Origin of the sequence: Mesorhizobium sp. M0854, assembly GCF_040319815.1 — a bacterium.
GTDB lineage: Bacteria > Pseudomonadota > Alphaproteobacteria > Rhizobiales > Rhizobiaceae > Mesorhizobium.
In genome coordinates this window covers 254050-273648 of record NZ_JAMYOL010000003.1, presented here as the reverse complement: position 1 = coordinate 273648, position 19599 = coordinate 254050, and the positions used below count along the sequence as shown (strand labels likewise).

The 19599-nt window shown below is 64.0% G+C and carries 21 protein-coding genes; 7 read left to right on the top strand and 14 right to left on the bottom strand.

Features of this window, described 5'->3' with window-relative positions; genetic code table 11:
• Positions 1–12: 12 nt before the first annotated feature.
• From hdaA to NKH99_RS07055, 3 genes are read right to left on the bottom strand one after another with little or no spacing between them, the layout of a single operon-like run.
• On the bottom strand, positions 13–714 hold the full coding sequence (gene hdaA, locus NKH99_RS07065; protein ID WP_352472673.1) for a DnaA regulatory inactivator HdaA: 702 nt from the start codon (positions 712–714) through the stop codon (positions 13–15).
• A gap of 5 nt (positions 715–719) precedes the next feature.
• Positions 720–1961 (bottom strand): AI-2E family transporter, encoded by a 1242-nt coding sequence (locus NKH99_RS07060; RefSeq protein WP_353013343.1) that lies wholly within the window; start codon positions 1959–1961, stop codon positions 720–722.
• Positions 1933–2490, bottom strand: a complete 558-nt coding sequence (locus NKH99_RS07055) for a CDP-alcohol phosphatidyltransferase family protein (RefSeq protein ID WP_352472672.1) — start codon at positions 2488–2490, stop codon at positions 1933–1935. Before NKH99_RS07055 ends, NKH99_RS07060 begins: the two co-directional genes overlap by 29 nt.
• A 389-nt stretch (positions 2491–2879) precedes the next feature.
• Between NKH99_RS07055 and purM the strand changes: the two genes are divergently transcribed.
• The 4 genes from purM to NKH99_RS07035 are packed head-to-tail and all read left to right on the top strand — an operon-like array spanning position 2880 to position 5553.
• Complete coding sequence (purM, locus tag NKH99_RS07050) at positions 2880–3944, top strand: phosphoribosylformylglycinamidine cyclo-ligase (protein WP_352472623.1); 1065 nt, start codon at positions 2880–2882, stop codon at positions 3942–3944.
• Positions 3941–4645, top strand: coding sequence for a phosphoribosylglycinamide formyltransferase (gene purN, locus NKH99_RS07045; protein WP_352501881.1), 705 nt, complete (start codon positions 3941–3943; stop codon positions 4643–4645). Before purM ends, purN begins: the two co-directional genes overlap by 4 nt.
• A gap of 50 nt (positions 4646–4695) precedes the next feature.
• Positions 4696–5028, top strand: coding sequence for a hypothetical protein (locus tag NKH99_RS07040; protein ID WP_353013341.1), 333 nt, complete (start codon positions 4696–4698; stop codon positions 5026–5028).
• 9 nt (positions 5029–5037) lie between these two features.
• A complete protein-coding gene (locus tag NKH99_RS07035; RefSeq protein WP_352743394.1) occupies positions 5038–5553 on the top strand; it encodes a SixA phosphatase family protein in 516 nt (171 codons plus the stop codon).
• A 108-nt stretch (positions 5554–5661) separates the two neighbouring features.
• Here NKH99_RS07035 and NKH99_RS07030 read toward each other — a convergent pair whose 3' ends face one another.
• The 8 genes from NKH99_RS07030 to NKH99_RS06995 all read right to left on the bottom strand — a co-directional run bounded on the left by NKH99_RS07030 (position 5662) and on the right by NKH99_RS06995 (position 14853).
• Positions 5662–5934: a DUF680 domain-containing protein gene (locus tag NKH99_RS07030; protein ID WP_352472618.1), complete on the bottom strand. Its 273-nt coding sequence runs from the start codon at positions 5932–5934 to the stop codon at positions 5662–5664.
• 276 nt (positions 5935–6210) lie between these two features.
• On the bottom strand, positions 6211–6444 hold the full coding sequence (locus NKH99_RS07025) for a DUF680 domain-containing protein (RefSeq protein ID WP_352747338.1): 234 nt from the start codon (positions 6442–6444) through the stop codon (positions 6211–6213).
• Between the two features lie 376 nt (positions 6445–6820).
• Positions 6821–9043, bottom strand: a complete 2223-nt coding sequence (locus NKH99_RS07020) for a cation:proton antiporter domain-containing protein (RefSeq protein WP_502900011.1) — start codon at positions 9041–9043, stop codon at positions 6821–6823.
• A gap of 190 nt (positions 9044–9233) precedes the next feature.
• A complete protein-coding gene (locus NKH99_RS07015; protein WP_352472615.1) occupies positions 9234–9932 on the bottom strand; it encodes a DUF2270 domain-containing protein in 699 nt (232 codons plus the stop codon).
• 56 nt (positions 9933–9988) lie between these two features.
• The gene (locus tag NKH99_RS07010) at positions 9989–12097 is read right to left on the bottom strand and encodes a molybdopterin-containing oxidoreductase family protein (protein ID WP_353013337.1); all 2109 of its coding nucleotides are present in this window, start codon (positions 12095–12097) and stop codon (positions 9989–9991) included.
• 42 nt (positions 12098–12139) lie between these two features.
• Complete coding sequence (locus tag NKH99_RS07005) at positions 12140–12337, bottom strand: hypothetical protein (RefSeq protein WP_352541645.1); 198 nt, start codon at positions 12335–12337, stop codon at positions 12140–12142.
• Positions 12338–12341: 4 nt separating this feature from the next.
• Positions 12342–14219 carry an ABC-F family ATP-binding cassette domain-containing protein gene (locus NKH99_RS07000; protein WP_353013335.1) on the bottom strand — a complete coding sequence of 626 codons (1878 nt, stop codon included), beginning with the start codon at positions 14217–14219 and terminating at the stop codon, positions 12342–12344.
• A 454-nt stretch (positions 14220–14673) separates the two neighbouring features.
• The gene (locus NKH99_RS06995; protein WP_023677659.1) at positions 14674–14853 is read right to left on the bottom strand and encodes a hypothetical protein; all 180 of its coding nucleotides are present in this window, start codon (positions 14851–14853) and stop codon (positions 14674–14676) included.
• A gap of 132 nt (positions 14854–14985) precedes the next feature.
• Here NKH99_RS06995 and NKH99_RS06990 point away from each other — a divergent pair, with 132 nt between their 5' ends.
• The 3 genes from NKH99_RS06990 (at position 14986) to NKH99_RS06980 (ending at position 17803) form a co-directional block, all read left to right on the top strand.
• Positions 14986–15159: a hypothetical protein gene (locus NKH99_RS06990; RefSeq protein ID WP_023677660.1), complete on the top strand. Its 174-nt coding sequence runs from the start codon at positions 14986–14988 to the stop codon at positions 15157–15159.
• 94 nt (positions 15160–15253) lie between these two features.
• Positions 15254–17335 carry an ATP-dependent helicase gene (locus NKH99_RS06985; protein ID WP_353013333.1) on the top strand — a complete coding sequence of 694 codons (2082 nt, stop codon included), beginning with the start codon at positions 15254–15256 and terminating at the stop codon, positions 17333–17335.
• 165 nt (positions 17336–17500) lie between these two features.
• Positions 17501–17803: a DUF982 domain-containing protein gene (locus NKH99_RS06980; RefSeq protein WP_352452964.1), complete on the top strand. Its 303-nt coding sequence runs from the start codon at positions 17501–17503 to the stop codon at positions 17801–17803.
• Between the two features lie 12 nt (positions 17804–17815).
• Here NKH99_RS06980 and NKH99_RS06975 read toward each other — a convergent pair whose 3' ends face one another.
• The 3 genes from NKH99_RS06975 to NKH99_RS06965 form a co-directional block, all read right to left on the bottom strand.
• On the bottom strand, positions 17816–18604 hold the full coding sequence (locus NKH99_RS06975) for a GGDEF domain-containing protein (RefSeq protein WP_352684985.1): 789 nt from the start codon (positions 18602–18604) through the stop codon (positions 17816–17818).
• A 130-nt stretch (positions 18605–18734) separates the two neighbouring features.
• A complete protein-coding gene (locus NKH99_RS06970) occupies positions 18735–18983 on the bottom strand; it encodes a hypothetical protein (protein ID WP_353013331.1) in 249 nt (82 codons plus the stop codon).
• A 75-nt stretch (positions 18984–19058) separates the two neighbouring features.
• The gene (locus NKH99_RS06965) at positions 19059–19571 is read right to left on the bottom strand and encodes a DinB family protein (RefSeq protein WP_352472607.1); all 513 of its coding nucleotides are present in this window, start codon (positions 19569–19571) and stop codon (positions 19059–19061) included.
• Positions 19572–19599: the final 28 nt, after the last annotated feature.

The following is a 19599-nucleotide window of genomic DNA, read 5'->3' as shown; positions in this document are numbered from 1 at the left end:
GAACTGGAATCGTCAAATCTCGAACTCGCCCTGCCCTTCATCCATGGCGCTGACGGTCTCGGCGGCGAGCGCGCGGGTGATCGGCGTCTTGCGCTCGAGCGCGGTGCGGTCGAGCCGTTCGACCACCCGCATGGCAGTGGCCAGCGAGCGCTCGATGCGGCGCACCAGATATTGCACGACATGCGGCTCGACCTCGACCTGGCGGTCGGCGAACAGCTTTGTGATGACGCCGGCCAGCAGAAGATCGTCGGGTTCGTGGATCTCGACGGTCGCCGCCGCCTTCAGCCGCGACGCCAGGTCGGGCAGCCTGACGCCCCAGGCGGACGGGAAGCGCCGCGCCGTCAACAGCAAGCTCGAGCCGGCGCCGCGCACCGCGTTGATCAGGTGGAAGAGGCCGTGCTCATCGATCGGGCCGGCATCGACATCGTCGATCAGGGCCGGATGCGCGCCGAGATTTTCGATGCAGTCGCCGATGCGGCCGGCCTCCACTTTCACCGCGTCGGCGCGGGTCCGCCAGATCGAGGCCAGATGGGTTTTTCCCGAGCCGGCCGGCCCGGCCAGCACGACGACCGGCGACGGCCAGTCCGGCCAGCGGTCGACAAGCGCCGCCGCCTGGCTGTTGGTGCTGGAGACGACGAGCTCGTCGCGCGAATAGCCTGTGCCGTGGCCTAGATCGAGCGGCAATTGACGCGGCGGATCGATCTTGTCCGGCATCTGGCTCAACCGCGCGCGCCCCCGCGGCGCCGCACCTGCAGCGGCGGCACCGGCTCGTCGGCGTGGCCCTTGTAGAGCGGCGATTCGAGATAGCGGGCGATGGCGAAGCGCACCAGAACGGCAACGGCGGCGGAAGCCGGAACGGCGATCAGCAGGCCGACGAAGCCGAACAGCGCGCCGAAGGCAAACAGCGCGAACATCAGCCACACCGGATGCAGGCCGACGCTTTTGCCGACCAGTCGCGGCTGCAGGATATTGCCCTCGATGAACTGGCCGACGAAGAACACGCCGGCCACCGCTGCGATCATGGTCCAGTCGGGCCAGAACTGGACGAAGGCGACGCCGACGGCCAGCACCAGGCCGGTCAGCGAGCCGACATAGGGGATGAACGAGATCAGCCCGGCAAACAGGCCGATGAGGATGCCGAAATTCAGGCCCGTCAACGTCAGGCCGGTGGCATACATGGCGCCGAGCACCAGGCACAGCGTGCCCTGGCCGCGCACGAAGCCGGCGGTCGCCGTGTTGATGTCCCTGGCGATCGTCCTGACGGTCTTGACATAGTCGCGCGGCACCCAGCTGTCGACGATTGTCACCATGCGATCCCAGTCGAGCAGCATGTAGAAGGCGACGACCGGCGTCACCACGAACAGGCTGACCACCGAGACCAGCGCCACGCCGGAGCTCCAGATCGAGGTGAACACGGTGGTCAGGAGGCCGAAGCCGGAGGTCAGCAGCGAGTTCAGGCCTTCGCGCAGGCCGTTGGCGTCGACGCCGAATTTCTCTTCCAGCCATTTCGGGTCGAAGCTGGTGATCAGGCCCTGCAGCCGGGTCAAATAGTCCGGCAGCTTGCTGGCGAAATCAGCCATCTGCGAGGCAAGCACCGGAACCAGGATGACGACGGCCAGCACCAGGACGACGATAAAGGCGATGAGGATGACCACCGTCGCCATCAGCCTGGAGAGGCCGAGCCGCTCCAGCCGGTCGGCGACAGGGTCGAGGAAATAGGCGAGCACCATGCCGGCGACGAACGGCAGAAGGATGCCGCTGAAGACATAGAGGAAGACGGCGAGGATGATGGCGCTGACCAGCCAGAAGCGGATCTGGCGGCGAAACGACGCCGACGCCGCAGCCTCCGCTGCCGCGGCTTCGGCCTCGGCGTCGATGGACCGTTCGTCAGGTGCCCGGTGTTCGGGTGCCCGGCGTTCAGGTGCCCCGCGTTCAGGTGCCGGGTGTGGAGCCTTCGCCATAGCCGCTCATATGCCTCAGCCAAGCCACGAGATAGGCCGCGGCCGAAGCCACGGTCAAGACCCCGGACAGCAATATGAGGGCCGGCCTCAGCGGATCGAGATGGATGTCGAAGGCGAGTTCGCCCAACACCACTGCCGCCAGCACGATTTGGATCGCGGTGTTGGCCTTCGACACCAGGAGCGGCTTCATCTCGACCGGATGCGCCATGACGGTGGATAAAAGCACGGCGCAGACGATCAGTGCGTCGCGCGACACCATGGTAACGACCAGCCACAGCGGCAGTTCGCCGCTGAAGCCCAGGACCACGAAAACCGAGACCAGCAGCAGCTTGTCGGCCATCGGATCGAGATAGGCGCCGAGCCTGGAAAACTGATTGAAATGGCGGGCGATGAAGCCGTCGACGCCGTCGGAAATGCCGGCAATGAGGAAGCCCGCAAAGGCCCAGTCCCAGCGGTCCTGCAGCATGGCCAGCACCACCGCCGGCACCAGCACGAAGCGCATGATCGTGATCATGTTGGGGATGGTCAAACGCATATCCCGTCGCTCTTGTTTGCCGATACATGATGGAGATGGAGGGTTACGGCAAGTAAGAAGCGACACAGGAACGCGAAGGCTAGCGTGAACCACCCCCCTCTGTCCTGCCGGACATCTCCCCCTCAAGTGGGGAGATTGGCAGCTTCATTTATCGCGCCCTTCCTGCAACGTTGCAGGTTGGCGAAAGCCGAGGCGACATCCAATCTCCCCACTTGAGGGGGAGATGTCCGGCAGGACAGAGGGGGGCGCGAAGGATCGCCACATTCGGAACTGCAGGGCCTGCCAACCTTTGTTATTATCGGGGGCAAAAGCTCCACATCCCGCCGTTATCCTTGCGGACCGAAACCGTTCATGCGAAGAGCCCGAGAAAGCAGGGAAAGAGTATGAGCAAGCGCAAGAACGGGCTCACCTATGCCGAAGCGGGCGTCGACATCGACGCCGGCAATCTCATGGTCGAGAAGATCAAGCCGCTGGTGCGCGCCACCCGCCGGCCGGGCGCCGATGGCGAGATCGGCGGCTTCGGCGGTTTGTTCGACCTCAAGGCCGCCGGCTTCACCGATCCCGTGCTGGTGGCCGCCAACGACGGCGTCGGCACCAAGCTGAAGATCGCCATCGATGCCGGCAAGCACGATACGATCGGCATCGACCTCGTCGCCATGTGCGTCAACGACATCGTCGTGCAAGGCGCCGAGCCGCTGTTCTTCCTCGACTATTTCGCCACCGGCAAGCTCGATCCCGACCAGGGTGCCTCGATTGTCGGCGGCATTGCCGCCGGCTGCCGGCAGGCCGGTTGCGCGCTGATCGGCGGCGAGACGGCGGAGATGCCCGGCATGTATCACGACAAGGATTATGACCTTGCCGGCTTTGCCGTCGGTGCCGCCGAACGCGGCCAGTTGCTGCCGACCGACGACATCGTCGAGGGCGACGTGCTGCTCGGCCTTGCCTCGTCGGGCCTGCATTCGAACGGCTTTTCGCTGGTCCGTCGCATCGTCGCCGTAAGCGGCCTTGGCTGGGGCGATCCGGCGCCGTTCAATGACGAGGCGACGCTGGCCGAGGCGCTGCTCGAACCTACCCGCATCTACGTCAAGTCGATCCTCAAGGCGATCCGCAACACCCACGGCATCAAGGCGCTGGCCCATATCACCGGCGGCGGCTTTCCCGAAAACATCCCGCGCGTTCTGCCCAAGGATTTTTCGGCCGAGCTCGATCTCGGCGCCATCGAGGTGCCGCCGGTGTTCTCATGGCTGGCCAAGACCGGCGGCGTCGCGCCGGAAGAGATGATGCGGACCTTCAATTGCGGCATCGGCATGATCCTGGTCGTCGCCTCCGGCCAGGCGGCGCAGGTCGCTGCCGTTCTGCAGGAGGCCGGCGAGACGGTGACGCCGATCGGCCAGATCGTGCCGCGCCGCGATGCCGGCGTCATCTATCGGGGCTCGATTGGCCTATGAGGAAACGGACGGTCGTACTGATCTCGGGGCGCGGCTCCAACATGACGGCGCTGGTTGCGGCGGCGAGCAACCCGGCCTATCCGGCCGAGATCGTCGGCGTCATCTCCGACCGCGCCAATGCCGCCGGCCTTGGCATCGCCGCGGCGCGCGGCATCGCCACCAGAGTGATTTCGCGCTCCGACCATGCCAGCAAGCAAGCGCATGACGAGGCGATCGATGCGGCCCTCTTGTCGTTCGGCGCCGAGATCGTCGCGCTGGCCGGCTACATGCGCATCCTCGGCGCGCGCTTCGTGGAGAAGTGGCAGGGCCGCATGATCAATATCCACCCTGCCCTGCTGCCTGCCTTCAAGGGGCTGGATACGCATGCGCGGGCCCTCCGCGCAGGCATGCGCATCCATGGCTGCACGGTGCATTTCGTCACGCTCGACATGGATGACGGGCCGATCATCGCCCAGGCCGCCGTGCCGGTGATGGTCGGCGACAATGAGGACACGCTGGCCGCGCGGGTGCTCAAGGCCGAGCACCAGCTCTATCCGCTGGCGCTGGGGCTGGTCGCCGAAGGCAAGGCGCGAATGGAAGGCGGCCGCACGGTGTTTTCGCGCTTCGCCGACGATGCCGACAACGCCACGTCGGTGGTGATCGCGCCCGACCCGCTGCGCGAAGAGACCGATCTCGAGCACCTGGCGCGGATCACGCCGTGAGGGTCCGCAGAAACGGCCAATAAATCGCCGGGGAATGACAGAATAGATCAATGGACGTTTTCGACAGCGCGATCCGGCAAAAGCGTGATCTGGCCGGCGTCTTCGAGTACGACGAGGCCGATGATCCGAAAAGTGCCACGGCATATTTTTATCTCTGTCGGATCGAGGGCGGACGAGTAGGTCCCGTCGTCGGTGCAATTCACGTTCGATCGGGCGATTGGGCCATCACTGAAGCAGACATTTTGGTCAGATGGGATAAAGATGAACGGCATGTAGGCCTGTTCATCTTTGGTGCGCTTTGGGCGAGTTTTGATACCGCCATGGGCACAAAACATGGCGGCGGCTATGGGAAAGACTTTCAGCCCGACATCCCTTGGACTTGAGTTGAATCCATGAAGCAACTGCTGCTCCTGCGTCACGCCAAGTCGAGTTGGGACGATCCCAACCTCATCGACTTCGACCGGCCGCTGTCCGCGCGCGGGCTGAAGGCAGCGCCGCTGGTCGGCCGCGAACTGGCCCGGCGCGGCTGGCTGCCGGAGTTGGCGCTGGTGTCGCCGGCGCTGCGCACCCGCGACACGTGGCGGCTGGTCTCGGCGGAATTGCCGGCGAAGGTGCAGGCCAAATTTGCCCAGGCGCTTTACGAGGCAGCGGCGGCGGACATCCTCGCCAAGGTGCGGCAAGTGAAGGCGGGGACCGGAACGCTGCTGGTGCTTGGCCACAATCCCGGGTTGGAGGAGTTCGCGCGGGGTCTTGCCGGGGCTGGATCTGATGAAGCGGCGCTGAAAAAACTGGCGGAAAAATACCCCACCGCGGCCCTGGCTCGGTTCGACGTCGATGGCGATTGGGCCGGTCTCACCTTCGGCAGCGCCCGGCTGACGCACTGCATTTGGCCGAAGGATCTGCGTTAGGGATTTACCAGCAGGCCCGGGGATCGCCGATCCTTTCGACCGACCGGGCTTTGCCCAAACAAGAGCGGCGGGCCAGGCCCGCCGCTCTTTGTGCTCCCGGTTAAGGAACTAACGGCCCCAGTTGCCCCGGCCAGATTGGGGCACTACGGGTTGATCCGTGCCGAACCGGGTCGTCGCCTCGGTGTCGACGGCGTTGTGCTCGGCCGTCAGCGGCTTGCGGATGGAACCGGTAAACCCGCTGTCGATGGTGCCGACAGGCGCGTTGCCAACAGGCGCGGCCGGCTGGTTGACGCCGTCCGAACCATAGTGATCACTGCCTGCAAAGGCGCTGCCCGTGGCGACGAGGACGATGGTGGCGACGGTAAGAGCAGTCTTGGTCATTTCAGGTACTCCAATGTACTGGTCATTCGTGAGTTGTCGTTGCTTTCGACGCATTCGAGATGAGAGCGCTGTCCGCGCCGACGAATACGCACCCGGCTTTTTCCGATGTGCACGTTGCTGGACGATTTCAGCAACCGAGATTGTGGCTACAGATGAAACCTGCAAGTCAAAGTATTCGATTGGCGCAGGATGCTATTCGGCGCACACGCCCGTTGATACGCGAAAGCAAGAGTAGCGGGCCAAGCCCGCCGCTCTTTGTGTTGCAGGCCGTGATAATCAGCGGCCCCAGATGCCTTGGCCGGATTCAGGCGCCACCGACTCGGAGGTTATCTTGGCACCGGTATGCTCGGAAGTAACCGGCTTGCGGATCGAACCGGTGAAGGTGTTGTCGACGTTGGCAGCAGCAGCGGCCGGCTGGTTGACGTTGTCCGAGCCATAATGGTCGCTGCCGGCAAAAGCAGTGCCGGTGGCAACGAGGATGGCGGCGGCGGTAAGAGCGAGCTTGGTCATTTCGGTACTCCGGTAGTTCTTTGGTCTGTCCGTCAAGTGGCGTGCCTCGGGAGGAATTCGCGTCGCTCGGACGACCCCGAGATGGGTCGGCAAGTCTGTCGTTTCCAATCACGAAAATTTTGTGCCGGTGCGCCAAATTGGCCGCTTGAAATTCGACATGCAGCTCCTGCGCCACAATTTTCTTCTTTCTTTTCAACTAATTATGCGGTCAGTGGTGATTTGCCGCGCGAAGATTCTTTGAGCCGGCGTTCACCCTTTCCTGTACTCTCTGCTAACGGAACCGAGCCGTTCGGTTCGAGTTCTTTTACGCTTGGCTGATCAGCGCTTTCAGAGGCTCGATCGACATTCCTGCCGACCGATCAATGCGCGGTGAAATTCACGCTGCCAGCTCAGCGCCAGCGGCGTCGTGCTTGGGCCGCGCGCTGGCCAGAAGCACGACCGGGCAGTTGCAGGCGGCCAAAACAGCGCCGGCGGTTTCACCGAAGAACAGGTCCTCACCCGGACGTTGGGTGACGCCCATCACGACGATCGCCGCTCCTTTGGCCGCCTCCCGGGTGATCGCCTTGTCGGGTGTGACGCGGGTATGGAACGCTGTGTCGATATGCAGGCCGTAGCGGCCCGCCAGATCAGCGATGTCTTTCAGGACGGCCTCTTCGCGGCTATGCGACACCGATGTCGACCTGCGGCCCTTGGCTGCCTTTTGCGAGACGTAGAGAACCTTGATCCGCGCCCGGTTTGGACGGGCCAGCGCCAGCGCCAAGTCGGCGGCGCGACGCGCCACCTGGGTACCGTTGACGGGGACGAGAATACTGGTGCCGGCCTTCAGCGTCGGCATCTTTTCGCCAGCATTGCCGCCGTTCAGGACCAGGCAAAGCGGGCCGTCAAATCCTGCGGCAATGTCGTTGAGGGCCGGCGCGAAGGCGCCATCGGCGGTCAGCACATTGTCCAGGCCGACCAGCAACAGGCCGTATCCCTTGCGGGCCTCTTCGGCGATCGTCTCACCCGTGGCCTCCAATTCGGTGCGGGCCGTCAGATGGACTTTGTCGACAAGCGTATCTTCGATCCGTTTCACCGCCTGAGCGCTCTTTTTTGCACCCTTTTTGATTTCCTGGAGGGCGCGCTCCTGTCCCTTGCTGTCGGTCGGCCTGTCAACTCGGCCGTCTTTCGGCTGAAGCAAGGTGGTGGGCAGGCGAAGCAAGGTGGTGGGCATGCCGCTGCCTCCGCCGACCAGTCCGGCGAGATATGCAGTGAACTTGCCGATCCTGCTGTCGTCGATCAGCACCAGCAGCCTCTCCAGCCTGGAAATGAAGCCGTATTCGTCCAACGCCTCGCGCTCGACACGCTGCTGCTCGTCGTGCCCAACCGGCAGCCGGCCGAGCGCCCAGCGCAGCATCGGCGGCATGGCCAAGGTGGTGATCACGGCCATGGTGACGATCATGGTGAAGAGATTGTGCGACAGGATGTTCATCGACAGGCCGATGCTGGCGACGATCACCTCGGTCGAGCCGCGTGCGTTCATGGCACTGCCGACGGCGATTGCTTCCTTGAGCGACATGGCGGCGAGCTTGGCGCCGATGAACGCGCCGCCAAACTTGCCGATGCTGGCGATGATCACGAGAGCGCCCGTCAGCATGGCAAGGGTTGGATCGGCGAGCACTGTGAGATCGGCGGACAGCCCCGCCATGCCGAAGAAGATCGGCATGAACAGCGCGGTGATGACGCCGCGCAGCTGGCCTTCGATATGGCTGGAGAGGATGGGCGATTCCCCGACCAGGATGCCGGCGACGAACGCCCCCAGCACGGTATGGACGCCTATCAGATTAGTGATCAGCGCCATCGCTCCCATGATGATGAGGATCATGGTGATCACCGCAAACTCGCTGCGGAATTGATCGTTGGTCCAGCGGATCAAGGTGAAGACAAGACGGCGGCCAATGGTGAAGGAGAACACCATGAACAGTGCCACCGCGGCGATGGTGGTCACCAGCGGCGCGAACTGTAGCTTGCCATTGGTGGCGATGCCGAAGGTTACGGCGATGACCAGCCAGCCGATCGTGTCCTCGATGATCGCCGAGGAAATAATCACCTGTCCGAGGTTGCGGCGCATGAAGTTCATCTCGCGCACCACCATGGCGACGACCTTGACCGACGAGATCGACAGCGCCGTGCCCAGGAACAGCCCGGCGACGGTGCGCTGCGTGGGGTCAGCCAGCAATGCGTCCGGCAGGAACTGCGCCAGCGCAAAACCGAAGATGAAGGGCACCACGACGCCGGTAGCCGAAATGGAAAAACAGGCCGCGCCAACCCGGCGCACCAGCCGCAGGTCCGTCTCCATGCCGGTCAGCAAAAGCAGCATCAGGATGCCGAGCTGCGAGACGGCGTCGATCATGCCCTTTTGCGCAGGATCACTGGGAAAGATCAGGTGCTGGGCCGACGGCCACAGCCAGCCGAACAGCGAAGGACCGAGCAGGATGCCGCCGATCAGTTGGCCCATGATTGCCGGCTGGCCATAACGCTGCAGCACTTCGCCCAAGCCGCGCCCGACAAGCAGCAGAAGCACGATCTCGGCGACGAAAGCGCCTTCGCCCGAACCACCCATGCCGGAGGCCCGGGTACCGGCAACGAGCGTCTCCGCTGCCCAGGCCGCCCCCGCGGGGACGAAAGCGCAAACCAGCAGCGCCAGGCTGGAACGTGTCGGAGCCTGCCAAGCCATGAAACCCCCATCGCCCAATGCACGTGTCCAACAACGCGCGACAGGGCGTTGCGTTGCTAGACAGGGCGTTGCGTTGCTAGACGTGGACGTCACCGAAGGAGAGTTCGCCGTCGTCGCTCTCTGTCAGAAATGCTGTCACCAGCAGGCCCGCATAGAGGACGGCGACCAGCACGACGATGACGGCGCCCGGAATTGGACCCAAGGCAGCACTGGCGACGGCCTCACGCATCGACCCGACGAAGCCGATGCGGACACCTTCGGTCAGAAGACTGGGGGTCGACAGTTTGAGGATCCAGGCCAGCAGCAGGATCAGCAGCATGTAGATGTAATTGCGACGCAGGCGGCGCGCCAAAGCCATGCGTTGCGAAATCAGGAATTTCGGCGCGCGCAGGCTCTCGCCGACGATCAACAGCCAATCGGACGCGAAGTCCGGCTGCGGCGAGAATATCTGCGCGAAATAGTGCCGTTCGAACTGGCGCACGCGAGCCCGATAGAAGTCGAAGAAGCGATATCGGCGGGCCTCTATCCACAGCAGCAGCAGAACAAGCAGCATGGCAAACAGCAGCACACCATGGTGAGCGCTGGCTGTCGAAAGCGAAACGGACAGCATGGCTGCGACAACGGTTATCGCCCAGTTGCTCGTCCGGTCCAGGCGGTCACGCCACCCAGCCATGCGCGCAATCTCGGCGCGATGAAAGTGGGACATCGTGGTTACGAGTTCGCCGGACGACAGTGTCCTTCCGATGGGATCCGGCGCCGGCAACACTTCTGCCATGACAATGCCTCCACCCGCCACGCGAAAACGGCCGGATGGAGATATCGTTCCGACGCTCAATCCGCCGGGCGCAGCCAGACCTTGTTGTCGTGGAAGGCGGCGCCGCCATAGGGCGCCGGCGCATCGGCGCCGGTCAGCACGTTGATGCCCTCGCCGCGCTCATGGGCGCTGTTCGGCCAGATGCCTTCGGCGACGACGACGCCGCGCTTAATGCCGTCGAACAGCTTTGCGTGCAGCACCACCTCGCCACGCTGGTTGCCGACCTCGACACGGCCGCCGTCGGCGACGCCGAGTGCCGCCGCATCATCGGGATGCAGGAGCAACTCCGGCCGGCGCTCCTTTGCCTGCGATACCGGCGTTTCGGCAAAGGTCGAATTGAGGAAATTGCGCGCCGGCGAGGTGGTCAGCCGGAACGGATGCTTCTCATCAGCCACCTCGATCAGGTCGACGTGGTCGGGGAATTCCGGCAGGTTCGCCACCGGTCCGAACAGGCCCATGCTTTTCGGCGGCCGGTTGGGTGCGGCCTGGCCCGTCCAGTCGGCGCGGAAATGGAATTTCTTGTCGGCATGGCCGAAGCCGTCCAGGAAATGTGCGGCCTCGAAATCCGGCTGCAAATCGACCCATTTCTGCTCTTTCAGGCTCGAAAAGCTGCCCAGCCCGCGCTTGCCCAAGATGATGTCGATATGCTGCTGCTCGGTCATGCCGAAGCCAGGACGATCGGCGACACCGAGCCTTTTGCCGAGCTCCTCGATGACGAAATGGTTGGTGCGCGGACCTTCCGGCGGATCGATCAGCTTCGGCCCGAGGGTGATGTGCTGGTTGCCACCGCCCTTGTAGACGTCGTCATGCTCGAGAAACATCGTCGCCGGCAGCACCACGTCAGCGAGCTTGGCGGTGTCGGTCATGAACTGCTCGTGCACGCAGGAAAACAGATCGTCGCGCAGGAAGCCTTGCTTCACCAGCCGCTGCTCCGGCGCGACATTCACCGGATTGGTGTTCTGGATCAGCAGCGCCGTCACCGGCGGGCCGCCATAGAGCGCATCCTCAGCCCCGGTCAGCACCGGGCCGATGCGCGAATGATCGAGATGGCGGATCGAGGGATCGCGCATCCGCGTGCCTTCCAGCAGTTCCTGGTTGAGCTTGAAGATGCCCGAGTTGGAATGGAAGGCGCCGCCGCCCTCATATTGCCAGCAGCCGGTAACCGCGGCGATCGAGGCCGCGGCATGCATGTTGACCGAACCGTTGCGCTGCCGCGAAAAGCCGTAGCCGAGGCGGAAGTAAGTCTTCTTCGTCGTGCCGACGAGCCGGGCGAAGGTCTCGATTTCGTCGACGGAAAGCCCGGTGATGTCTGCCGCCCATTGCGGCGTCCGCGTCTTAAGATGCGCTTCCAGACCGTGCGGATCGTCGGTGTATTGTTCCAGATAGGCGCGGTCGGCCATGCCGTCACGGAACAGCACGTGCATCACCGCGCAGGCCAGCGCGCCGTCGGTGCCGGGCTTCAGCACCAGGCCGAGATCGGCCTGCTTCATCGTCGCATTTTCGTAGACGTCGATGACGACGATCTTGGCGCCGCGTTCCTTGCGCGCCTTGATGGCGTGGGTCATGACGTTGACCTGCGTGACCACGGCGTTGGTGCCCCAGATCACCACGCAGTCGGACTTCGCCATTTCGCGCGGGTCGGGGCCGCGCAGCGCGCCGGCGCCCATCATCCAGCCGGTCCAGGCCAGATTGGTGCAGATCGAGCCGAAGAAGCCGGAATATTTCTTGGCGTGCCTGAGCCGCTCGATGCCGTCGCGCTGCACCAGACCCATCGTGCCGGCATAGTAATAGGGCCAGACCGTCTCCGAGCCATATTTTGCCTCGGCGGCTATGAACCTTTCGGCGACGAGGTCGAGCGCCGCCTCCCAGCTGGATTCCTTCCAGGCGCCCTCGCCCTTGCCGCCGGCGCGGATCAACGGCTTCAGCAGTCGGTCGGGGTGATGGACGCGATCGGCGTAACGGGCGACCTTGGCGCAGATGACGCCGGCCGTATAGCTGTTGGCCTTGGCGCCATGGACACGGCCGATGCGCTTTTCATCGAGCAGCTCGACCTCGAGCGCGCAGGTCGAGGGGCAATCATGCGGGCAGGCCGAATGGCCGATTTTGAGCTTGGCATACTGATTCATGGGTGCAAACTAGCCGTTTATGGCGGCGGCGTGTAGGGCCAGTTACCCGCCATCAATGCGCTTGAGCAAGGCGTTGTAGGCGCCGCATTTCGGGCAATGTATGTGGCGCTCGACATGCGATGATCCGGCTCCGGCGTCGATGACCAGCAGATTGCCGTCTCCACACTCAGGGCATTTTACGACCGCTTCGGAATTGACAACCAAAACCTTGGCAGCTTCGATCCAAAGTTTTGTCGACATCGTCCTACTCCGCCGTGCCTTCCTCGTACTCCGCCGACATCGACAGCCATTTTTCCTCATGGCCGGCCAGCTGTTGCGCAAGTTGTGAGCGCTCCTTGGCCAGCCTTGTCGCGGTCGACGGGTCCTTTTCGTAGACGGCCGGGTTGGCGAGTTCGTCCTCGATCAGGTCGATGCGCTTGCGGAGGCGGTCCATCAGCGCTTCGGTGGCGCGGATTTCCTTGGCCAGCGGCTCGAAGGCGGCGCGGCGCGCGGCTGCGTCGCGGCGGCGGTCGGCCTTCGACGCCTTTTCCGCCTCGCGCTTGCCGCGGCGGTCGCCGGAGACGCCGGTGACCAGTGTCTTGTAATCCTCGAGATCGCCGTCATACGGATTAACCGCGCCGTCCTTGACCAGCCAAAGCCGATCGGCGGTCGCTTCGAGCAGATGGCGGTCGTGCGAGATCAGGATGACCGCGCCGGGAAAATCGTTCAGCGCATGGATCAGCGATTCACGGCTGTCGATATCAAGATGGTTGGTCGGCTCGTCGAGGATGAAAAGGTTCGGCCCCTCGAAGGCCGACAGGCCCATCAGGAGCCGCGCCTTCTCGCCGCCGGACAGATCCTTGGCCGCGGTATTCATCTTTTCGGTGGTCAGGCCGAACTGGGCGACGCGGCCGCGCACCTTGGATTCCGGCGCGTCCGGCATCAGCCGGCGGACGTGTTCATAGGCGTTTTCATCGGGCCTGAGGTCGTCGAGCTGGTGCTGGGCGAAGATAGCCACTTTCAGCCCGGGCGCCACGGTCATGGAGCCGGTCTCCGGCTTCAGCCGGCCGGCCAAAAGCTTGGCGAAGGTCGACTTGCCGTTGCCGTTGGCGCCGAGCAGCGCGATGCGGTCGTCGGCATCGATGCGCAGCGTCATCTTCTTCAGGATCGGCGCACCCTCGGTGTAGCCGACATTGACGTTGTTCAGCGCAATGATCGGCGAGGCCACCGCCTTCACCGGCTCCGGAAAGGAGAACGGCCGCACCGTGTCGTTCACGATCGCGGCGATCGGCTTCATCTTCTCCAGCGCCTTGATGCGGGACTGCGCCTGCCTCGCCTTCGATGCCTTGGCGCGGAAGCGCTCGACGAAGGATTCCATGTGCTTGCGCGCGGCTTCCTGCTTGACGCGGCCCTTCTCCTGCAATTCGCGCTGCTCGGTGTATTGGCGCTCGAACTGGTCGTAGCCGCCGCGCCAGAAGGTCAGCTTCTTCTGGTCGAGATGGACGATCGAATTAACGGCGCGGTTGAGCAGGTCGCGATCGTGCGAAATCAGCAGCACGGTATGCGGATATTTCGACACGTAGTTTTCCAGCCACAGCGTGCCTTCGAGGTCGAGATAATTGGTCGGCTCGTCGAGCAGCAGCAGATCGGGCTCGGCAAACAACGCGGCGGCCAGCGCGACGCGCATGCGCCAGCCACCGGAGAAGGACGAGGCCGGGCGCCGCTGCGCGGCATCGTCGAAGCCGAGGCCGGCGAGAATGGTGGCCGCGCGTGACTCGGCCGAGTGCGCATCGATATCGGCCAGCCGCATGTGGATGTCGGCGATGCGGTGCGGGTCGGTCGCCGTCTTTTCCTCTTCGAGCAGTGCACTCCGTTCGAGGTCGGCCTTGAGCACGATCTCGATCAGCGGCTCCTCGGTGCCCGGCGCTTCCTGCGCCACCTGGCCGATGCGCGTGTTCTTGGGCAGGCTGATCGAGCCGGTCTCGGAGGCGAGATCGCCGGTGATCGCCTTGAACAGGGTCGTCTTGCCGGTGCCGTTGCGGCCGACAAGGCCAGCCTTGCTGCCGGCCGGCAAGGTCAGCGAGGCATGGTCGAGAAGCAGGCGTCCGGCCATGCGGAGCGAAAGGTCGTTGATGATCAGCATGGCCGGGCTTTTGCACGGGACAACCATGCTTCGCAAGGGCTTGAGCCCCGGTTCGCCGCATAAGCCGCGAAAACCGACAAGGCTGGTGATGTCGACCCCGCGCGCCGCGACTTCCCGCAAAACGCAAAAAGAACCCGCTATCCTGAGGGGGGACAAGGAGAGCGGGCTCTTTCGTGAACGGCGGCCTTGGGAGCGTCCGATCGACATCCAAACACGCAGCAGCTTGGTTTGTTCCATGGGAAGAACGAACTATGTGATGAACAAACGCTGCTGTGGCCGGCAGGTTTGTCCACAGGGGCGTGCCGTCTGTACGCTATCAACCATGACGCTGCGGAAAGACTCGGCTATCCTTGGATGTGCGGCGGGCCTGATCTCCGCCTGGCCGGCGCCATCAGCTTCCTCCCAAGCGGCGCCGGCCACCTTCCTTGACCGGCGCCGACGCCATTTGAGGCGGTCATTGTTTCGGCGGCGTGCCGGGCTGATCGCCGCCGGTCGTCGACTTCGGCACCGGATTCTTGTCGACCTGCGGGTTCTGATCGACCGTGTCGCCAGGGGCCTTGGTCGGCTGGATATTGTTGTCGCAACCCGCAACGGTCAGAGCTGCCATAAGCAGCAGGATTGAGCGCTTTTTCATCGCAGTCTCCTCTCGCCCGACAACGAGGCGTCGGCGATTTGGTTGCGCGGCCGGCGTCGTTCTCGCATTCGCCGAGGAGCCCGGGAACAAAATGCCGTGTCTCCGGTTGCTGCACAATCAATGGAGGATGGCATGATCCGTCTGCTCATCGCCGGGGCAATCGTCTATGTCGCCTATCGCGTCGCCAAGAAAGTGATCGACGAGGTGCCCGACGATTTCGATCCGCTGCTGCTGCCGCCGCCACAGGACGATCGCGAGGCGCTGCGGCGGCAATCGGCAAGGATGGGCGTCGAGCCCGAGCGTTAGTCGACAGGCCTGCCCGCAAGGCTTCTTCGTTCACGAGCCCTATTCCGGCTCCGCAAACCGTTGCGAACAAAGCAGAAACGATGCTTGATGGGCGATGAACCTCGCCGCCCGTGATTCGTCCTTCCAGCCGGCCTATCTGGCGAAGCTCAACGCCGAGCAGCGGCTTGCCGTCGAACATGGCGACGGCAAGATCGCCGGGCCGTTGCTGGTCATCGCCGGCGCCGGCTCCGGCAAGACCAACACGCTGGCGCACCGGGTCGCGCATCTGATCGTCAGGGGTGCCGACCCGCGCCGCATCCTTTTGATGACATTTTCGCGCCGTGCCGCGGCGGAAATGGCCAAGCGGGTCGAGCGCATCGCCGGCGAGGTGCTGGGGCGCGATGCCTCGGTGATTACCGATGCGCTGAGCTGGGCCGGCACGTTCCACGGCATCGGCGCCAGGCTGCTGCGCGATTATGCGCTGGAGATCGGTCTCGATCCGGCCTTCACCATCCACGATCGCGAGGATTCCGCCGACCTGATGAACCTCGCCCGCCACGAGCTTGGGTTTTCGAAGACCGAAGCCCGCTTTCCGACCAAGGGCACCTGCCTTGCGATCTATTCGCGCGCCGTCAACGCACAGGCGCCGCTCGGCGAGGTGCTGGGTTCGGTGTTCCCGTGGTGCGCCGGCTGGGCCGAACAGCTGAAGCAATTATTCGCACGATATGTCGAGGCCAAGCAGGCGCAGAATGTGCTCGATTACGACGACCTGCTGCTCTACTGGGCGCAGATGGCCGGCGAGCCGGAAATCGCCGCGCATCTGGGTGCGCGTTTCGACCATGTGCTGGTCGATGAATACCAGGACACCAACCGGCTGCAGGCCTCGATCCTGACGGCCCTCAAGCCCGACGGATCGGGGCTGACGGTGGTCGGCGACGACGCGCAGTCGATCTATTCGTTCCGCGCCGCGGAAGTGCGCAATATCCTGGATTTTCCCAAGCAGTTCGCGCAGCCGGCGGAAGTCGTCATGCTGGAGCGCAATTACCGCTCGACCGAGACCATCCTGGCGGCGGCCAATGCGGTAATCGGCGAAGCGTCGGAACGTTTCACCAAAAATCTCTGGACCGAGCGCAAATCTGCGGAAAAGCCGAAGCTGGTCAGCGTGCGCGACGAGACCGAGCAGGCGAGCTATGTCTGCCAGGCGATACTCACCGAACGCGAAGCCGGCACCGTTCTCAAATCACAGGCGGTGCTGTTTCGCGCCTCGCACCATAGCGGCCTGCTGGAGATCGAGCTGACGCGCCGCAACATCCCCTTCGTCAAGTTCGGCGGGCTGAAATTTCTCGATGCAGCTCACGTCAAGGACTTGCTGGCTGTACTGCGCTTTGCCGAAAACCCGCGCGACCGCGTCGCCGGCTTTCGCGTGCTGCAACTTCTGCCGGGCATTGGCCCTTCGGCCGCCAATGCGATCGTCGAGACCATGGCAAATTCGCTTGACGAGACGATGGGGCTTGCCCGCTATCGGCCGCCGCAGCGTGCCGCCGACGACTGGCCGGGCTTTGTCGCGCTCTATAGCGGCCTGCGCGCCGGCGCGCAAAAATGGCCGGCCGACATCGAACAGGTCAGGCTCTGGTACGAGCCGCATCTGGAACGCATCCACGAGGATGCAACGACGCGCCGGGCCGATCTCCTGCAGCTCGAGCAGATCGCTTCCGGCTATGCGTCGCGCGAGCGCTTCCTCACCGAGCTGACACTCGATCCGCCGGACGCGACCAGCGACGAGGCCGGCCCGCCGCACCGCGACGAGGATTATCTGATCCTGTCGACGATCCATTCGGCCAAGGGCCAGGAGTGGAAGAACGTCTTCGTGCTCAACACCGTCGACGGCTGCATCCCGATCGATCTCGGCGTCGGCAGCAAGGAGGACGTCGACGAGGAGCGGCGGCTGCTCTACGTGGCGATGACGCGGGCCAAGGACAGCCTGCACCTGGTCATGCCGCATCGCTTTTTCGTCCACGGCCAGGCGGCGCGCGGCGACCGCCATGTCTATGCCTCGCGCACGCGCTTCATCCCGCGCTCGATCCTAGGCGCCTTCGAACAGCTGGCTTGGGCCAGCGTCCAGGCCCCGGACGATCCGCGCCGCCAGCCGCAGGTGCGCGTCGACCTCGGCGCCCGCATGCGTGGCATGTGGAAGTAGGCACCCGCCTCGACGTCGGCGCTTGCTCGCCCGGCGACCGCTCCCAGAGCCGGCGAAAAAACAATCCCGGCAACATGGAACCTCGCGCCGTGATCCGCGTTTCTGCCCGACCCCCAGACCGGAGAACGGCGTCCGCCGTGACCTCCGCCCATTCGAGAGGCCAGAATGCACGACAGGACGTTTTCCACCCCGGTCGCCCTAACCGTTGGCGCCGGCTACAAGCGTACGATCGCTTCGTTCTCCGAGATGCACGAATTCCTGACCGAGTTCCCGCCTTCGCGCCGCCGGCTGAGCTATGGCGCCGCGGTGAAGGCCTGCGAGGCGGCACGTGCCGGCGAGATCTCGGCCGAAGCGGCACGCGACGCCCTGATCACCTTTGCCGTAACGGCAGGCATCCTCTGGCCGGCCGCCCAGCCGGCGGTCTCGGTCAAGCCGGTCGCCCGGGGCCTCGGCGGCTACGCCGCCTGACAGAAACGACCATCAATGGACCGTCATCGGGCCGCCGCCCGGCGGGTCGCCCGCTGCCGCGGTTTCGAAACTGACCTGATCACGGCCGTTCGATTTGGCCCTGTAAAGGTGCTTGTCCGCCACCACGAACATCTCGGCGTAGGTGGTCGGCCCGCTGAAGGCGACGCCGCCGATGCTGACCGAGAGAGGACAGGGCCGGCCGCCAGGCGAGAACTCCGCCTCACGGACGCGCCGGCGAATTGTCTCCGCCACCAGCCAGGACTGCGAAGGATCTGCGCCGGGAAGGAAAACCGCAAATTCCTCGCCGCCGATCCGGCCGACGATGTCGGCGCCGCGTAGCTGGCCCTGGATTGTCCTGGCGATCAGCTTGAGCGCCTGGTCTCCGCAGTCGTGGCCGAGGCGGTCGTTGACGGATTTGAAATGGTCGGCATCGACGATCAGCAAGGCTCCGGCATTGACGACGGAATGGCTGCGGGCCTGTTCGAGATAGGCCTCGACGAGCATGGAAAATGCACCCCGGTTGAATACCGCCGTCAGGCTGTCGGTCGCCGCGACGACGGCCAGTACCTTCTGCGCGATCGCCAGCTGGCGCATTTTCCACATGAGGAAGAAGAAGAACGAGCTGGCCAGGACAAGCGGCAGCAGCAGGTCTGTGAGCTGCGCCCGCCACAGCGCTTCCGGCGACAAATATGGGAAATTAAAGGAATCGACGAGGAATGCGGCTGCAATGCAGACCGCCGTGCCCGCGACGGTAACGGCCACGACCCTGCCCCAGCTCGTCGGGGACAAATCGATCTGCATGCTTTTGCTCCTGCTTCAGCCGGCTACCTTGAAGCAACAGCGCAAACGAAGTCCTAAGACTTTGCTTTCAATTCGATCGCAGTCGAAGCGAACCAGCCGTCGAGATGGCGGCCAGATAAGAAGATCGGTCCTAAATCAGCTGCCGTCTGATGCTCATCCGCGTTACCGCGGTCACAAGAATGGCGCCGATCATGAAATAGATGGTCGCGACAATGTCGCCCTGGTGGAAATAATAACCGGAGTTGAGAAGCGCCAGGACCACGGCGAAGAACGCCACGAGGCGCAAGGGTTCATTGGGCATGCGTGCCAATTCTCGCTGTTGCTGCTGAATGCTGCTGAATGCTGCTGAAGCGGCCGCCCTCACGACCGTCCGCTCCATAAAATGTTTTGGCGCGTTTTGCAATCTCGGCAGATCGCCCTCTATCCACCGTCCGCTTCACCAGCCGCCCCAGGTTCAGGCGAAAGCCCTGCCCTCCTCGCTGCGCTGGAACATCGTCAGGTCCAGTCCGAGGCTTGGCTTGCCCAGAATGGTCAGGATCGCATGCGCCTGGCCGCGATGGTGGGTCTGGTGGTTGAAGAAGTGGTCGAGCGCCGGCGCCAGCCGCTGCGAGACGGTGCGCATATCCGAGACGGTCATGTAGGAGAAGCGGCCCGACAGCGCCTTGTCGCTCAGGCCGTCGACCCAGTCGATGATCCGTTTGTCCTCGGCCTCGCGCGCCAGCCGCAAGCCTGGCAAGGCGCGGTGCAGGACCGTGTCGAGCCTTGCCGGCGCGTCGCCCTCGCCGGTGAAGCGTTTCATCCAGATACGGTCGGCTGCCAGGAGGTGGTTGAGCGTTCCCATCATAGAACCGAAGAAGACGCCGACATTGCGGTCGAACTCTTCCTCGTCGAGATCGGCGGCGGCATCGTAGATGCGGCCGTTGGCCCATTGATTGTAGGCCGCAAACATCCTGAAATGCTGTTTCATTTTCTCTCGACCTGCGAGACTCCCTGCG

Coding starts and splice junctions, on each gene's coding strand:
- NKH99_RS07015 (WP_352472615.1), bottom strand. CDS start 9,932: ATGGCAGAAGTGTTGCCGGCGCCGGATCCCATCGGAAGGACACTGTCG.
- hdaA (WP_352472673.1), bottom strand. CDS start 714: ATGCCGGACAAGATCGATCCGCCGCGTCAATTGCCGCTCGATCTAGGC.
- NKH99_RS07030 (WP_352472618.1), bottom strand. CDS start 5,934: ATGACCAAGACTGCTCTTACCGTCGCCACCATCGTCCTCGTCGCCACG.
- NKH99_RS06985 (WP_353013333.1), top strand. CDS start 15,254: ATGAACCTCGCCGCCCGTGATTCGTCCTTCCAGCCGGCCTATCTGGCG.
- NKH99_RS06990 (WP_023677660.1), top strand. CDS start 14,986: ATGATCCGTCTGCTCATCGCCGGGGCAATCGTCTATGTCGCCTATCGC.
- NKH99_RS07005 (WP_352541645.1), bottom strand. CDS start 12,337: ATGTCGACAAAACTTTGGATCGAAGCTGCCAAGGTTTTGGTTGTCAAT.
- NKH99_RS07025 (WP_352747338.1), bottom strand. CDS start 6,444: ATGACCAAGCTCGCTCTTACCGCCGCCGCCATCCTCGTTGCCACCGGC.
- NKH99_RS07035 (WP_352743394.1), top strand. CDS start 5,038: ATGAAGCAACTGCTGCTCCTGCGTCACGCCAAGTCGAGTTGGGACGAT.
- NKH99_RS07000 (WP_353013335.1), bottom strand. CDS start 14,219: ATGCTGATCATCAACGACCTTTCGCTCCGCATGGCCGGACGCCTGCTT.
- NKH99_RS06965 (WP_352472607.1), bottom strand. CDS start 19,571: ATGAAACAGCATTTCAGGATGTTTGCGGCCTACAATCAATGGGCCAAC.
- NKH99_RS06995 (WP_023677659.1), bottom strand. CDS start 14,853: ATGAAAAAGCGCTCAATCCTGCTGCTTATGGCAGCTCTGACCGTTGCG.
- NKH99_RS07020 (WP_502900011.1), bottom strand. CDS start 9,043: ATGGGTGGTTCGGGCGAAGGCGCTTTCGTCGCCGAGATCGTGCTTCTG.
- NKH99_RS06980 (WP_352452964.1), top strand. CDS start 17,501: ATGCACGACAGGACGTTTTCCACCCCGGTCGCCCTAACCGTTGGCGCC.
- NKH99_RS07060 (WP_353013343.1), bottom strand. CDS start 1,961: ATGGCGAAGGCTCCACACCCGGCACCTGAACGCGGGGCACCTGAACGC.
- NKH99_RS07010 (WP_353013337.1), bottom strand. CDS start 12,097: ATGAATCAGTATGCCAAGCTCAAAATCGGCCATTCGGCCTGCCCGCAT.
- purN (WP_352501881.1), top strand. CDS start 3,941: ATGAGGAAACGGACGGTCGTACTGATCTCGGGGCGCGGCTCCAACATG.
- NKH99_RS06975 (WP_352684985.1), bottom strand. CDS start 18,604: ATGCAGATCGATTTGTCCCCGACGAGCTGGGGCAGGGTCGTGGCCGTT.
- purM (WP_352472623.1), top strand. CDS start 2,880: ATGAGCAAGCGCAAGAACGGGCTCACCTATGCCGAAGCGGGCGTCGAC.
- NKH99_RS07040 (WP_353013341.1), top strand. CDS start 4,696: ATGGACGTTTTCGACAGCGCGATCCGGCAAAAGCGTGATCTGGCCGGC.
- NKH99_RS06970 (WP_353013331.1), bottom strand. CDS start 18,983: ATGGAGCGGACGGTCGTGAGGGCGGCCGCTTCAGCAGCATTCAGCAGC.